Annotated in this window: 15 protein-coding genes and 1 riboswitch; of the genes, 9 read left to right on the plus strand and 6 right to left on the minus strand. The window is 58.9% G+C overall.

Translation table 11 applies throughout. The features are described from left to right. Positions 1–325 precede the first annotated feature (325 nt). Positions 326–1,915 carry a bifunctional phosphoribosylaminoimidazolecarboxamide formyltransferase/IMP cyclohydrolase gene (purH, locus tag IM299_RS21570; RefSeq protein WP_028015111.1) on the plus strand — a complete coding sequence of 530 codons (1,590 nt, stop codon included), beginning with the start codon at positions 326–328 and terminating at the stop codon, positions 1,913–1,915. Positions 1,916–1,930: 15 nt separating this feature from the next. Next, the gene (gene purD, locus IM299_RS21575) at positions 1,931–3,223 is read left to right on the plus strand and encodes a phosphoribosylamine--glycine ligase (protein ID WP_193358088.1); all 1,293 of its coding nucleotides are present in this window, start codon (positions 1,931–1,933) and stop codon (positions 3,221–3,223) included. Positions 3,224–3,264: 41 nt separating this feature from the next. Here the strand turns inward: purD and IM299_RS21580 are convergent, their stop codons facing one another. The 6 genes from IM299_RS21580 to nudC form a co-directional block, all read right to left on the minus strand. Next, positions 3,265–3,957, minus strand: a complete 693-nt coding sequence (locus tag IM299_RS21580) for a DUF1481 domain-containing protein (RefSeq protein ID WP_028015109.1) — start codon at positions 3,955–3,957, stop codon at positions 3,265–3,267. A gap of 11 nt (positions 3,958–3,968) precedes the next feature. Next, the gene (gene hupA / locus IM299_RS21585; RefSeq protein ID WP_002445246.1) at positions 3,969–4,241 is read right to left on the minus strand and encodes a nucleoid-associated protein HU-alpha; all 273 of its coding nucleotides are present in this window, start codon (positions 4,239–4,241) and stop codon (positions 3,969–3,971) included. A 186-nt stretch (positions 4,242–4,427) separates the two neighbouring features. Beyond that, positions 4,428–5,018 (minus strand): YjaG family protein, encoded by a 591-nt coding sequence (locus IM299_RS21590; protein WP_022646712.1) that lies wholly within the window; start codon positions 5,016–5,018, stop codon positions 4,428–4,430. Between the two features lie 41 nt (positions 5,019–5,059). Further along, entirely contained in the window at positions 5,060–5,731 is a 672-nt protein-coding gene (nfi, locus tag IM299_RS21595; protein WP_010425928.1) for a deoxyribonuclease V, read from the minus strand. A 9-nt stretch (positions 5,732–5,740) separates the two neighbouring features. Further along, positions 5,741–6,805, minus strand: coding sequence for a uroporphyrinogen decarboxylase (gene hemE, locus IM299_RS21600; protein WP_028015107.1), 1,065 nt, complete (start codon positions 6,803–6,805; stop codon positions 5,741–5,743). 38 nt (positions 6,806–6,843) lie between these two features. Beyond that, the gene (gene nudC, locus IM299_RS21605; RefSeq protein WP_193358089.1) at positions 6,844–7,617 is read right to left on the minus strand and encodes an NAD(+) diphosphatase; all 774 of its coding nucleotides are present in this window, start codon (positions 7,615–7,617) and stop codon (positions 6,844–6,846) included. A 95-nt stretch (positions 7,618–7,712) separates the two neighbouring features. Between nudC and IM299_RS21610 the strand changes: the two genes are divergently transcribed. The 7 genes from IM299_RS21610 to thiH all read left to right on the plus strand — a co-directional run bounded on the left by IM299_RS21610 (position 7,713) and on the right by thiH (position 13,812). Next, positions 7,713–8,210, plus strand: a complete 498-nt coding sequence (locus tag IM299_RS21610) for an Rsd/AlgQ family anti-sigma factor (RefSeq protein ID WP_028015105.1) — start codon at positions 7,713–7,715, stop codon at positions 8,208–8,210. Between the two features lie 54 nt (positions 8,211–8,264). Further along, positions 8,265–8,374: riboswitch (TPP riboswitch) on the plus strand. Between the two features lie 79 nt (positions 8,375–8,453). Then, the gene (gene thiC / locus IM299_RS21615) at positions 8,454–10,349 is read left to right on the plus strand and encodes a phosphomethylpyrimidine synthase ThiC (protein WP_041911590.1); all 1,896 of its coding nucleotides are present in this window, start codon (positions 8,454–8,456) and stop codon (positions 10,347–10,349) included. Beyond that, the gene (gene thiE / locus IM299_RS21620) at positions 10,349–10,984 is read left to right on the plus strand and encodes a thiamine phosphate synthase (protein ID WP_059357737.1); all 636 of its coding nucleotides are present in this window, start codon (positions 10,349–10,351) and stop codon (positions 10,982–10,984) included. The genes thiC and thiE overlap by 1 nt, the downstream gene beginning before the upstream one ends. Continuing rightward, positions 10,977–11,732 (plus strand): HesA/MoeB/ThiF family protein, encoded by a 756-nt coding sequence (locus IM299_RS21625; protein WP_193358090.1) that lies wholly within the window; start codon positions 10,977–10,979, stop codon positions 11,730–11,732. Before thiE ends, IM299_RS21625 begins: the two co-directional genes overlap by 8 nt. After that, on the plus strand, positions 11,716–11,916 hold the full coding sequence (gene thiS, locus IM299_RS21630; protein ID WP_028015101.1) for a sulfur carrier protein ThiS: 201 nt from the start codon (positions 11,716–11,718) through the stop codon (positions 11,914–11,916). Before IM299_RS21625 ends, thiS begins: the two co-directional genes overlap by 17 nt. Before the next feature lies 1 nt (position 11,917). Continuing rightward, a complete protein-coding gene (gene thiG / locus IM299_RS21635) occupies positions 11,918–12,688 on the plus strand; it encodes a thiazole synthase (protein ID WP_028015100.1) in 771 nt (256 codons plus the stop codon). Next, the gene (thiH, locus tag IM299_RS21640) at positions 12,685–13,812 is read left to right on the plus strand and encodes a 2-iminoacetate synthase ThiH (RefSeq protein WP_045630291.1); all 1,128 of its coding nucleotides are present in this window, start codon (positions 12,685–12,687) and stop codon (positions 13,810–13,812) included. The genes thiG and thiH overlap by 4 nt, the downstream gene beginning before the upstream one ends. Positions 13,813–13,931 lie beyond the last annotated feature (119 nt).

Genomic DNA, 13,931 nt, shown 5'->3' on the forward strand with positions numbered 1-13,931 from the left:
TCAACCGACCGGGTTAACTGTGAAGTGATTCACATCCGCCGTGTCGATGGAGGCGCATTATAGGGAGTTCTCCGCGGGCCGCAACCGCTAAATGACAGAAAAATGACTGACTGCTGCATTCCCCAGCAAAACCCCGCCTTATACCCTTTTACACACAGAGTTATCCACAGCGCTTCGAAAAAGTGAAAATATGCGAGCGTTGCGCAAACGTTTTCGTTAAAATGCTCGCGCTTAACAAGGAGGCCTCGTCAGGTGTGTTAGATGAGTTTTTCGCTGGAAAATTCATCTAACGCTCTCTGTAATCGTGAAATCCAGGGGATTTACCATGCAACAACGTCGTCCAGTCCGCCGCGCTCTGCTCAGTGTTTCTGATAAAGCCGGTATCGTCGAATTCGCTCAGGCACTTTCTGCACGCGGTGTGGAACTGCTTTCTACAGGCGGTACCGCTCGCCTGTTAGCAGATAAAGGTCTGCCGGTAACCGAAGTGTCCGATTACACCGGTTTCCCGGAAATGATGGATGGACGCGTCAAAACCCTGCACCCGAAAGTGCACGGCGGCATTCTGGGCCGTCGCGGTCAGGACGACGGTATTATGGAACAGCATGATATCGCGCCTATCGATATGGTCGTTGTTAACCTCTACCCGTTTGCCCAGACCGTCGCCCGCGAAGGCTGCTCTCTGGAAGATGCGGTTGAGAATATTGATATTGGCGGCCCAACCATGGTGCGCTCCGCGGCGAAGAACCATAAAGATGTGGCCATCGTGGTGAAGAGCAGCGACTACAGCGCCATTATTAATGAGATGGATGCTAACGACGGCTCCCTCACTCTCGAAACCCGCTTCGACCTTGCGATTAAGGCGTTCGAACACACCGCCGCGTACGACAGCATGATTGCCAACTACTTCGGTAGCCTGGTTCCTGCCTACCACGGTGAAAGCAAAGATCCTTCTGGCCGCTTCCCGCGCACCCTGAACCTGAACTTCATTAAGAAGCAGGATATGCGTTACGGTGAGAACAGCCACCAGCAGGCTGCCTTCTATATAGAAGAAGAGGTCAAGGAAGCCTCCGTTGCGACCGCCCAGCAGGTTCAGGGCAAAGCCCTTTCCTATAACAACATTGCCGACACCGACGCCGCGCTGGAATGCGTGAAAGAGTTCAGCGAGCCGGCCTGCGTTATCGTCAAGCATGCCAACCCGTGCGGCGTTGCGGTAAGCACCTCTATTCTGGATGCCTACGATCGCGCCTACAAAACCGACCCGACCTCCGCATTCGGCGGCATTATTGCCTTCAACCGCGAGCTGGATGCTGAGACCGCGCAGGCCATTATCTCTCGCCAGTTTGTCGAAGTGATCATCGCGCCATCCGCGTCCGAAGAAGCGCTGAAAATCACCTCGGCGAAACAGAACGTGCGCGTACTGGTTTGCGGCCAGTGGGCGGAGCGCGTGCCGGGCCTGGACTTCAAGCGTGTGAACGGCGGTCTGCTGGTTCAGGATCGCGATTTGGGTATGGTGACAGAAGCCGACCTGCGCGTGGTGACCAAACGTCAGCCAACCGAACAGGAACTGCGTGACGCACTGTTCTGCTGGAAAGTGGCGAAGTTCGTGAAATCCAACGCCATCGTCTACGCCAAAGAGAACATGACCATCGGAATAGGCGCAGGCCAGATGAGCCGCGTTTACTCGGCGAAAATCGCGGGTATCAAAGCAGGCGACGAAGGCCTGGAAGTGAAAGGCTCCGCCATGGCCTCTGACGCCTTCTTCCCGTTCCGTGACGGTATTGATGCTGCGGCTGCGGTGGGCATCACCTGTGTGATCCAGCCTGGCGGCTCTATCCGCGACGACGAGGTGATTGCCGCTGCCGACGAACACGGCATCGCAATGATCTTCACCGACATGCGCCACTTCCGCCATTAATTCCCGGAGCAGAAAATGAAAGTATTAGTGATTGGTAACGGCGGGCGCGAGCACGCGCTGGCGTGGAAAGCGGCGCAGTCTCCGCAGGTTAAAACCGTCTTCGTGGCACCGGGTAACGCCGGTACCGCACTGGAACCCGCGCTGCAGAACGTGGCTATCGGCGTGACCGATATCCCGGCGCTGCTGAGCTTTGCCCAGAGCGAAAAAATCGACCTGACCATCGTCGGCCCGGAAGCGCCGCTGGTAATTGGCGTGGTTGACGCCTTCCGCGCAGCGGGCCTGAAAATCTTCGGCCCAACGGAAGGTGCCGCACAGCTGGAAGGCTCCAAAGCCTTCACCAAAGATTTCCTCGCACGTCATAACATTCCGACGGCGGAGTATCAGAACTTCACCGACGTCGAGCCTGCTCTGGCTTACCTGCGTGAAAAAGGCGCGCCGATTGTGATCAAAGCCGACGGCCTGGCTGCCGGGAAAGGCGTGATCGTGGCGATGACCCTCGAAGAAGCGGAAGCCGCCGTGCAGGATATGCTGGCGGGTAACGCCTTTGGCGACGCGGGCCACCGCATCGTAATTGAAGAGTTCCTCGACGGCGAAGAAGCGAGCTTTATCGTGATGGTCGACGGCGAGCACGTTCTGCCGATGGCCACCAGCCAGGATCACAAGCGCGTGGGCAATGGCGATAGCGGCCCGAACACCGGCGGGATGGGTGCTTACTCCCCTGCTCCGGTGGTCACTGACGAAGTACACCAGCGCACCATGGACCGCATCATCTGGCCAACCGTGAAAGGGATGGCGGCGGAAGGCAATACCTACACCGGTTTCCTTTACGCAGGCCTGATGATCGACAAGCAGGGTAACCCGAAGGTGATTGAATTCAACTGCCGCTTCGGCGATCCGGAAACCCAGCCGATCATGCTGCGCATGAAATCCGACCTGGTGGATCTGTGCCTGGCGGCCTGCGAAGGCAAGCTGGACGAGAAAACCTCCGAGTGGGACGAGCGTGCGTCTCTGGGCGTGGTGATTGCTGCGGGTGGCTATCCGGGGAACTACAGCACCGGAGATGAGATCCACGGCCTGCCGCTGGAAGAGATTGACGGCGCGAAGGTGTTCCACGCCGGTACGAAGCTGGCTGACGATGACCGCGTGCTCACCAACGGCGGCCGCGTGCTGTGTGCGACCGCACTGGGCCAGACCGTGGCAGAAGCGCAAAAACGCGCCTATGCGCTGATGGCGGATATTCACTGGAACGGCAGCTTCAGCCGTCAGGATATCGGCTATCGTGCCATTGCGCGGGAGCAGGGAGAGTAATTTCCCCCTCACCCTCTCCCTCAAGGGAGAGGGGACTTAAATCAAAAACTTTTCTCTGTCGGCTGCCAGGTGCAGAAGTCTTCGTTCGCTACCAGCAGGAGCTGAGAGCCTTCCGGCGCCTCAAGCCACGCCACGCTCACTTCCATAGACGAATGCCGCTGACGGCGCTGAATGTGTTCGGTTGCCCAGGATTCAAGTTCAGGCTTTACGGTCTGCCCTTCGCAGGTGGTCACCGTGCCATCGGCATGCCAGCGCCCCTGGCGCAGCACCACGCGGCCCTGACGCAGCGCGTCGCTGGTCTGACGGAGCTGTTCGGCGCGGTAGCGGTAAAGGGCGACCTGATCGCTGGAAAGCTGCTGTTTCAACCCGCTGACTTCATGCTGCATAAAGCTCAGCTCGCCGTGGTCGTCGAAACGCACCTTCACGTGTTCGGGGGTCTTGCTGTAGATGTTCAGTTCAATCAGCGATAGCGCATCGCCCTGCCAGCGGTACTCTGCGGTCGAGGTGTTGCCGTTATGCCACGGGCTGAACGCGGTAAGCATATGGACTTCATCGCTGGAATCTTTACGCCAGATCCTGACCGCGCCCTGGTTGTCAGCGTAGCCGCTGGCGGTAAACGGGGGGAGTGAGGAGTCATGGCTACAGGCAGACAGCAACAGTACGCCTGCCAGCGCGAGCGTGCCACGCCAGAATGACAAAAGGGGCGTTGCCGCCCCTTCGTTAAAACTGTTCACTGCCACGCGTCTTACTTAACTGCGTCTTTCAGTGCTTTACCAGAAACAAATGCCGGCACGTTAGCTGCGGCGATTTTGATTTCTTTACCGGTCTGCGGGTTGCGGCCAGTACGCTCAGCGCGGTGGTTCACTTTGAAGGTACCGAAACCAACCAGTTGTACAGCATCGCCTTCTTTCAGAGACTCAGTAATAGCAGCCAGGGTAGATTCCAGAGCAGCTTTAGCCTGCACTTTAGACAGATCAGCCTTGTCCGCAATTACATCAATCAGTTGAGTCTTGTTCATAAGTTATCCTTTCAATGTGTTTATCGCTTGCTAAGCATCGAGTGCGACGAAAATGCCAAAAAAGCACTCTCCTGCATACACGCACCGATAGCCACTTTTTTTCGCCCCCCAAATGTAGACCAGACGGGGGGCAGAAGGGAAGAGTCGAGGTGCGACAAAACAGGCGTTAAATCACGTTTTGTTGTCTCATTGGTTAAAAATTATACCAATATTGCTCTCACCGGCCTCGCGAAGGTCCGCGCGAAGCCCTTTGATCAGCTCAATATCACGCTCTTCACACTCTGCCAGCAGGCGGAAAATCTCCCACTGAATATCCCATTCCTGTTCAACCGCCGGGTTAGCACGCAGCTCTTCGTCGGTCATTTCACGGCCTTCCTGCGTCATTTCCAGCATCGCGACGGTCGTGATGGATGCCTTACTGACTTCAATGGCGTGCTCCAGCGTTTCACCGCTCAGACGGGAGTGGATCAGCTCGCTCAACGCCACGCAGGCGTCGATAGCCGGATAAACGCCGTACAGGTCGTAATCGTCCGCCGCCGGGATCGCCTCTTCCAGCTTTTCGAGCTGTGAATCGAAGTTCACCTTTGCGTCTTTCACCGTCAGCGTCTCCCAGATCAAATCCAGGATACGTCGATAAATCTGGCCTTCGCCAAACTCCGTTTGCTTACAGAACGCGGCATAGTTGGGATACATGCGCTCGCACAGGCAAGCCATAAACGTCACGTGCTGCCAGCTTTCCAGCTTCTCAAGGCGCAGATGAATCGGGTTTTGTAACATGATGATGTCTCGAATCGAAAATTAGCCGCAGTTTACCTGAATCACGGCTGAATTTCCTGCCAACGAATGAATGCCGGACGTGAAGAGGCAACGGCGTCAGCCCAGCGGGTTGGCTCCGGTAACCGGTAGCCCTTCATGCAGCGCTGCACCCACGCCAGCGCGCTGTCCATGCTCACCCGATGTCCGGTGGCGATAAACAGCGGATTACAGCGCGCTTTACTGCGCCAGACCCACGCCAGCTGCTCGCCTTTATGGATAAGCGGCGCCAGCGCGCCCGGTTCGGCAGAAAGCGGCTCAAACGCGCCGCACAGGCGTTTTTTCGCCACGCCGATGGTCGGCACGTCCACCAGCAGACCAAAGTGGCTGGCAACGCCTAAGCGACGCGGATGGGAGATACCATGCCCATCAACAAACAGGAGGTCAGGTTTTTGCGAGAGTTGCTCCCACGCGGCCAGCAGCGCGGGATATTCGCGGAAGGAGAGAAAGCCGGGAATATAGGGCATGGTGGTGGCGATACGCGCCACCTTGTACTCCACCAGCTCCAGCGAAGGGTATTTCAGCACCACCATCGCCGCTCGCGTCACTTCACCGCCCTGCTCAAACCCGACGTCCGCCCCGCCAATGTACTGCGGGGGATCCTTATCCAGACGATCCTCGCGGATCACTGATGAAGCCAGTTCGATTTGCTGAGCGCGTAGCGACGCGAGATCCATAACCACTCCTTACTTGTGATACTGGGCAGAAAGCCGATGCACCGCCTCCACAAATACGCCTGCGTGTTCAGGCGGCACATCCTGATGAATGCCGTGGCCGAGGTTAAAGACGTGGCCTTCACCCTGGCCGAAACCAGACAGTATAGTCGACACTTCCTCTTCGATGCGGGCAGGCTGAGCATAGAGCATGGACGGGTCCATGTTGCCCTGTAGCGCCACTTTGTCGCCCACGCGACGGCGCGCATCGGCAATATCGGTGGTCCAGTCGAGGCCCAGCGCGTCGCAGCCGGTGGCCGCCATCGCTTCCAGCCATTGGCCGCCGCCTTTAGTGAACAGCGTTACCGGCACGCGGCGACCGTCGTTTTCACGCAGCAGGCCATCGACGATTTTGTGCATGTAGTACAGGGAGAACTGCTGATAATCACGTCCGGTCAGCACGCCGCCCCAGGTGTCGAAAATCATCACCGACTGCGCACCCGCTTTAATCTGCGCGTTGAGGTAGAGCGTAACGCTCTTCGCCAGCTTATCGAGCAGCGCATGCAGCGCCAGCGGTTCGGCGTACATCATCTTTTTAATCATGGTGAAGGCTTTGCTGCTGCCGCCTTCAACCATGTAGGTGGCCAGCGTCCACGGGCTGCCGGAGAACCCAATCAGCGGCACTTCGCCTTTCAGTTCGCGACGAATGGTGCGCACGGCGTTCATCACGTAGCCCAGCTCGCCTTCCGGATCGGGGATCGGCAGCTTATCGACGTCGGCTTTGCTTTTGATCGGCGAGGTAAAGCGCGGGCCCTCGCCGGTTTCGAAATAGAGCCCCAGGCCCATAGCGTCCGGAATGGTAAGAATGTCCGAAAAGAGAATGGCGGCATCCAGCGGGAAGCGGCGCAGCGGCTGGAGCGTCACTTCACAGGCCAACTCGGCGTTTTTGCACAGCGACATAAAATCGCCCGCCTGCGCGCGCGTGGCTTTGTACTCTGGCAGATAGCGTCCCGCCTGGCGCATCATCCACACCGGGGTGACATCAACGGGCTGGCGCAGCAGCGCACGCAGATAACGATCGTTCTTCAGTTCGGTCATTTTGCAGTTCCTTATTGCGTCAGTCCGTCAGTGTAACACTACTCATACTCGGCCCGACACATTGCCACGGTATCTTCTATCAGGCGACGCGCCACCGTTCCCGGAGGGGGTAACAGCGGTAAATTGTCGTAGCGGTACCAGTTCGCCTCCAGCAGCTCTTTCTGGTCGATAACAATCTCACCGCTGTCATATTCCGCCATAAACGCGGTCATCAGAGACATCGGGAACGGCCACGGCTGGGAGGTCACGTAGCGCAGGTTCTTCACCTTGATGCTGCTCTCCTCCATCACCTCGCGCGCCACCGCCTGCTCCAGCGTTTCGCCTACTTCGACGAACCCGGCGAGGACGGTATGAATGCCGTTGCGATGACGGGTATGTTGCGCCAGCAGGATGGAATCATCACGGCGGATGGCAACGATGATGCACGGCGCGATTTGGGGGTAGTAGCGTTCACGGCAGTGGCCGCAGAGCAGCGCCCATTCGGTTTTGCTTGGGTGCATGGTGTGGCCGCAGTAACCGCAATATTTGTGCGAACGGTAAAACTCCGCCAACTGCACGCCCCGCCCCGCCAGCTGGAACAGGCCGACGTCCAGATCTAACACCTGACGTACGGATCCCATATCCTGACGGCGCGCCTGTTGGATCAACCACACGGGATCGCCCTGCCACTCGCCGATCTTCAGCGCGGACTGGCCCACCAGATCGAACGTTTCCGCGGTACCGTAGGGCAACTCTCCTGAGGGCAGCCATAATTTTTGTTCGTGGCTGACGATCCACCAACCCAGATCTGATTTTTCAATAATACGATCCATATCTATTGCACTACCTTCGCTTCACTGACATGTTGTTAGCATTGTGGTTACATTTTGGATAAGCAGATCCCATTCTAAACCTTATGGAGTCGACCATGTTAAACCAGCTGGAAAGCCTGACTGAGCGCGTTGGAGGAAGTAACACCCTGGTGGATCGCTGGCTACATGTGCGCAAGCATCTCCTTGTGGCGTATTACAATCTGGTCGGTCTTAAGCCTGGCAAAGAATCCTTTATGCGGCTGAACGAAAAAGCGCTGGATGATTTTTGTCAGAGCCTTGTCGACTACCTCTCCGACGGCCATTTCAACATTTATGAACGCATTATCCGCGAAATGGAAGGGACAACGCCGTATTTAGCGGCCAGCAAACTCTGTCCGCAGCTTGAAGCCAATACCCAGCAGATCATGGACTATTACGATTCCACGCTCGAGAACGCCATCGATCACGATAACTATCTTGAGTTCCAGCAGGCGCTGTCCGACCTGGGCGAAGCGCTGGAAGAGCGATTCACGCTGGAAGATAAGCTCATCGCCCTCGTACTGGATAACAACCTGAATATCAGCAGCAGCGATAACGTTGCGCGCCCTGCTTGAGTTCTTAACCGTTAACGAGTAATTTACAACCAGTCGCCCCTCTGCGGAGGGGGATTTTTCTTGTCGGAGTGCCCAGTGTGTAAGCACGGGCTGAGACCGTTAATTCGGGATCCGCGGAACCTGATCAGGTTAATACCTGCGAAGGGAACAAGAGTCACGCTGCTGTTGTATCGCCCCTGGGGCGATCTCCTCTTGCTTCATCCGTCGTCTGACAAGCCATGTCCTTCACTTCTGGAATGAGCTATGTCTACAACAAAACTGACCCGCCGCGAACAGCGTGCACAGGCCCAACACTTCATCGACACCCTGGAAGGCACCGCTTTCCCGAACTCGAAACGCATCTACATCACCGGTTCACAGGCCGATATCCGCGTGCCGATGCGCGAAATCCAGCTCAGCCCGACGCTTATCGGCGGCAGCAAAGAGAATCCGCAGTATGAAGACAACGAAGCCGTGCCGGTGTATGACACCTCCGGCCCATACGGCGATCCTGATGTTGCTATCAACGTGCAGCAAGGTCTGGCAAAGCTGCGCCAGCCGTGGATTGAGGCGCGTAACGACTGCGAAGAACTGAGCGTACGCAGTTCTGCGTACACCAAAGAACGCCTGGCCGACGACGGCCTGGACGAGCTGCGCTTTACCGGCCTGCTGACGCCAAAACGCGCCAGAGCGGGCAAGTGCGTAACCCAGCTGCACTACGCGCGCCAGGGTATCGTCACGCCGGAGATGGAGTTCATCGCCATCCGCGAAAACATGGGCCGCGAGCGCATCCGCAGCGAAATATTGCGCCACCAGCATCCGGGTGAAGGCTTTGGCGCTCGCCTGCCGGAGAACATCACGCCGGAGTTTGTGCGTGACGAAGTGGCCGCCGGGCGCGCGATTATCCCCGCCAACATCAACCACCCGGAATCGGAGCCGATGATTATCGGCCGCAACTTCCTGGTGAAGGTCAACGCCAACATCGGCAACTCTGCCGTCACCTCGTCCATCGAAGAAGAGGTGGAAAAGCTGGTCTGGTCCACGCGCTGGGGCGCGGACACGGTGATGGACCTCTCCACTGGCCGCTACATCCACGAAACCCGCGAGTGGATCCTGCGTAACAGCCCGGTGCCGATCGGTACCGTCCCGATTTACCAGGCGCTGGAGAAGGTCAACGGCATTGCTGAAAACCTCACCTGGGAAGCGTTCCGCGACACGCTGCTGGAGCAGGCGGAACAGGGCGTGGACTACTTCACCATCCACGCGGGCGTGCTGCTGCGCTACGTGCCGATGACGGCGAAACGTCTGACCGGCATCGTCTCGCGGGGTGGCTCCATCATGGCGAAATGGTGCCTGTCCCATCATCAGGAAAACTTCCTCTACGAGCACTTCCGCGAGATCTGCGAAATCTGCGCCGCGTACGACGTCTCCCTGTCGCTGGGCGACGGCCTGCGTCCGGGCTCCATCCGCGATGCCAACGACGAAGCGCAGTTTGCCGAGCTGCATACCCTGGGCGAGCTGACCAAAATCGCCTGGGAGTATGACGTGCAGGTGATGATTGAAGGCCCGGGCCACGTGCCGATGCAGATGATACGCCGCAACATGACCGAGGAGCTGGAGCACTGCCACGAAGCGCCGTTCTACACTCTGGGGCCGTTGACCACGGACATCGCACCGGGCTACGACCACTTCACCTCCGGGATCGGCGCGGCGATGATCGGCTGGTTTGGCTGCGCCATGCTCTGCTACGTGACGCCGAAAGAGCACCTCGGCCTGCCCAACAAAGAGGACGTTAAGCAGGGACTGATTACCTATAAAATTGCCGCCCACGCGGCGGATCTGGCGAAAGGCCACCCGGGGGCGCAAATCCGCGACAACGCCATGTCCAAAGCGCGCTTTGAATTCCGCTGGGAAGACCAGTTTAACCTGGCGCTGGATCCGTTCACCGCCCGCGCCTACCACGACGAGACCCTGCCGCAGGAGTCGGGCAAGGTGGCGCACTTCTGCTCCATGTGCGGGCCAAAATTCTGCTCGATGAAAATCAGCCAGGAGGTGCGGGATTACGCCGCCGCGCAGACCATTGAAGTTGGTATGGCGGACATGTCGGAAACCTTCCGCGCCAGAGGCGGCGAAATTTACCTCAAAAAAGAGGAGGCGTAATGTACAAGCCCGATTTCCCCTCCGTGCCCTTTCGCTTAGGACTTTACCCGGTGGTGGACAGCGTGGAGTGGATCGAACGCCTGCTGGAGGCCGGCGTTCGCACCCTCCAGCTACGCATCAAAGATAAGCGTGATGAAGAGGTGGAGGCCGACGTCGCCGCCGCCATCGCGCTGGGGCATCGCTACACTGCTCGCCTGTTTATCAACGACTACTGGCGGCTGGCCGTTAAGCACCGGGCGTACGGCGTGCATTTGGGCCAGGAGGATCTGGAAACCACCGATCTGAACGCCATTCGCCAGGCTGGTCTGCGCCTTGGCGTTTCAACACACGATGATATGGAAATCGACGTGGCGCTGGCGGCACGCCCCTCCTACATCGCCCTCGGTCACGTTTTTCCGACGCAAACCAAGCAGATGCCTTCTGCCCCGCAGGGTCTGACGCAGCTGGCGAGCCACGTTAAGCGCCTTGCCGATTACCCGACCGTCGCCATCGGTGGAATCAGCCTTGAACGCGCCCCGGCGGTGCTGGAGACCGGCGTCGGCAGTATCGCCGTCGTCAGCGCTATCACCCAGGCGGCAGACTGGCGGTCCGCCACCGCGCAGCTTTTACAGCTGGCAGGAGCAGGCGATGAATGACCGCGATTTTATGCGCTACAGCCGCCAGATCCTGCTGGAGGATATTGCCATTGACGGGCAGCAAAAGCTGCTCGCCAGCCGGGTACTGATTGTCGGCCTGGGCGGATTAGGCGCGCCCGCCGCGCTGTATCTGGCCGGTGCGGGCGTGGGCACGCTGGTGCTGGCCGATGACGACGAGGTGCACCTCAGCAACCTGCAACGGCAAATCCTCTTCACAACTAAAGATGTCAACCAGCCTAAAGCGCAGATCACCCGGCAGCGGCTTAACCAGCTTAATCCGGATATCGAACTGATTGCTCTGCAGGAGCGGCTCAGCGGTGAAAGCCTGCGCCATGAGGTCGCCCTTGCCGACGCGGTGCTGGACTGCACGGACAACATGGCGACGCGCCAGGCGATTAACGCCGCCTGCGTGGCCACTAATACGCCGCTTATCACCGCCAGCGCGGTGGGGTTCGGTGGGCAGATAATGGTCCTGACCCCGCCGTGGGCGCAGGGCTGTTACCGCTGCCTGTGGCCGGACGAGGCTGAACCGGAGCGTAACTGCCGCACGGCAGGCATTCTTGGCCCGGTGGTGGGCGTGATGGGTACCCTTCAGGCGCTGGAGGCTATCAAGCTGCTCAGCGGCATGGAGACGGAACGCAACACGCTCCGGCTGTTCGACGCCCGCTCCAGCGGCTGGCGCCATCTGGCACTACACCGCGCCAGCCACTGCCCGGTATGCGGAGGCCACGATGCGCATTCTGTTTAACGATGAGCCGATGACGTGCGACGACGGTCTCACCGTTGCCGCCCTGCTCGACAAATTGCGCCAGCTCAAGCCGGGAACGGCGCTGGCGCTCAATCAACAGATCCTGCCGCGCGAGCAGTGGGAACTTCAGCAGGTCAATGAAGGCGACCAGATCCTGCTGTTTCAGGTTATCGCTGGGGGCTGAGATGTTACGTATTGCTGATAAAGTCTTTGATTCACATCTGTTTACCGGAACCGGCAAATTCGCCTCGCCGCAGCTGATGGTGGATGCTATTCGTGAAAGTGGCAGCCAGCTGGTGACGCTGGCGATGAAGCGCGTGGATCTGCGCCAGCACAACGATGCCATACTTGCGCCGCTACTGGAGGCAGGCGTGACGCTGCTGCCCAACACCTCCGGCGCGAAAACGGCCGAGGAGGCGATTTTCGCCGCACAGCTGGCGCGGGAAGCGCTCGGTACCCGCTGGCTGAAGCTGGAAATTCACCCGGATGCCCGCTGGCTGCTGCCCGACCCGATCGAGACCCTGAAAGCCGCAGAAAAGCTGGTGCAGCAGGGGTTTACCGTTCTGCCTTACTGCGGCGCGGATCCCGTGCTGTGTAAGCGTCTGGAAGAGGTCGGCTGCGCCGCCGTCATGCCGCTGGGGGCGCCCATTGGCTCCAATCAGGGGCTGGAAACCCGCGCGATGCTGGAGATCATCATCGAGCAGGCGACCGTGCCGGTGGTGGTGGATGCGGGGATCGGCGTGCCCAGCCATGCCGCGCAGGCGCTGGAAATGGGGGCCGACGCGGTGCTGGTGAATACCGCCATTGCGGTGGCCGACGACCCGGTCATGATGGCGCGTGCGTTTCGTCTCGCCGTGGAGGCTGGCGTGCTGGCCAGAGAGTCCGGCCCCGGCTCGCGCAGTTTTCAGGCACAGGCCACCAGCCCGCTTACCGGCTTTCTGGAGGCGCTCTCATGAGCACGTTTACCGAGCGCTGGCGCGAGCTTAACTGGGACGATATTGCCCTGCGCATCAACAGCAAAACGGCGGCTGACGTGGAGCGCGCGCTGCACGCCCGTCAACTGACCCGCGAGGATCTGATGGCCCTGCTCTCCCCGGCGGCCAGCGCCTATCTTGAACCAATGGCGCAGCGCGCCCAGCGCCTCACCCGGCAGCGGTTTGGCAACACGGTGAGCTTCTACGTCCCGCTCTATCTTTCGAACCTGTGCGCCAACGACTGTACCTACTGTGGTTTTTCCATGAGCAACCGCATCAAGCGGAAAACGCTCGATGAAGAGGAGATCGCACGCGAGTGTGCCGCTATTCGTGAAATGGGGTTCGAACATCTTCTGCTGGTCACGGGCGAGCATCAGGGGAAAGTGGGAATGGACTATTTCCGCCAGCATCTGCCTGCGATACGTCGGGAGTTTGCGTCGTTGCAGATGGAGGTTCAGCCCCTGTCGCAGGACGAGTATGCGGAGTTAAAAACGCTCGGGCTGGACGGCGTTATGGTCTATCAGGAAACCTACCACGAGGCGACGTACGCGCGGCATCACCTGAAAGGGAAGAAGCAGGATTTTTTCTTCCGGCTGGAAACGCCAGACAGGCTGGGCCGCGCCGGGATCGACAAAATCGGGCTGGGTGCGCTAATTGGGCTTTCCGACAGCTGGCGGGTAGATTGCTACATGGTGGCAGAACATCTGCTGTGGCTGCAACAGCACTACTGGCAGACCCGATACTCCATCTCCTTCCCACGCCTGCGCCCCTGCGCAGGCGGCATTGAACCGGCTTCGCTGATGGATGAACGCCAGCTGGTGCAGACCATCTGCGCGTTTCGCCTGCTCGCCCCGGAAGTGGAGTTATCGCTCTCAACGCGTGAATCCCCGGCGTTTCGCGATCGCGTCATCCCGCTGGCGATTAACAACGTCAGCGCGTTTTCCAAAACGCAGCCGGGCGGGTATGCAGACGACCATCCGGAGCTTGAGCAGTTTGCACCGCATGACGGACGGCGTCCGGAAGCCGTTGCCGCCGCCCTGACGGCACAGGGTTTACAGCCTGTCTGGAAAGACTGGGACAGCTGGCTGGGAAGAGCCTCGCAATGACGATGTAACGCACTGCAACACGGTAGAAAATTATCGAGGCGTTACGGAAAGGTAAAACCGGATGATTGTCAGCGATCGTCCGGTTTTTTATTGTCATCAGGTCAGCAACGGATGCTGAC

The organism is Enterobacter cloacae complex sp. P47BA (assembly GCF_014930485.1).
Classification (GTDB): domain Bacteria; phylum Pseudomonadota; class Gammaproteobacteria; order Enterobacterales; family Enterobacteriaceae; genus Enterobacter; species Enterobacter bugandensis.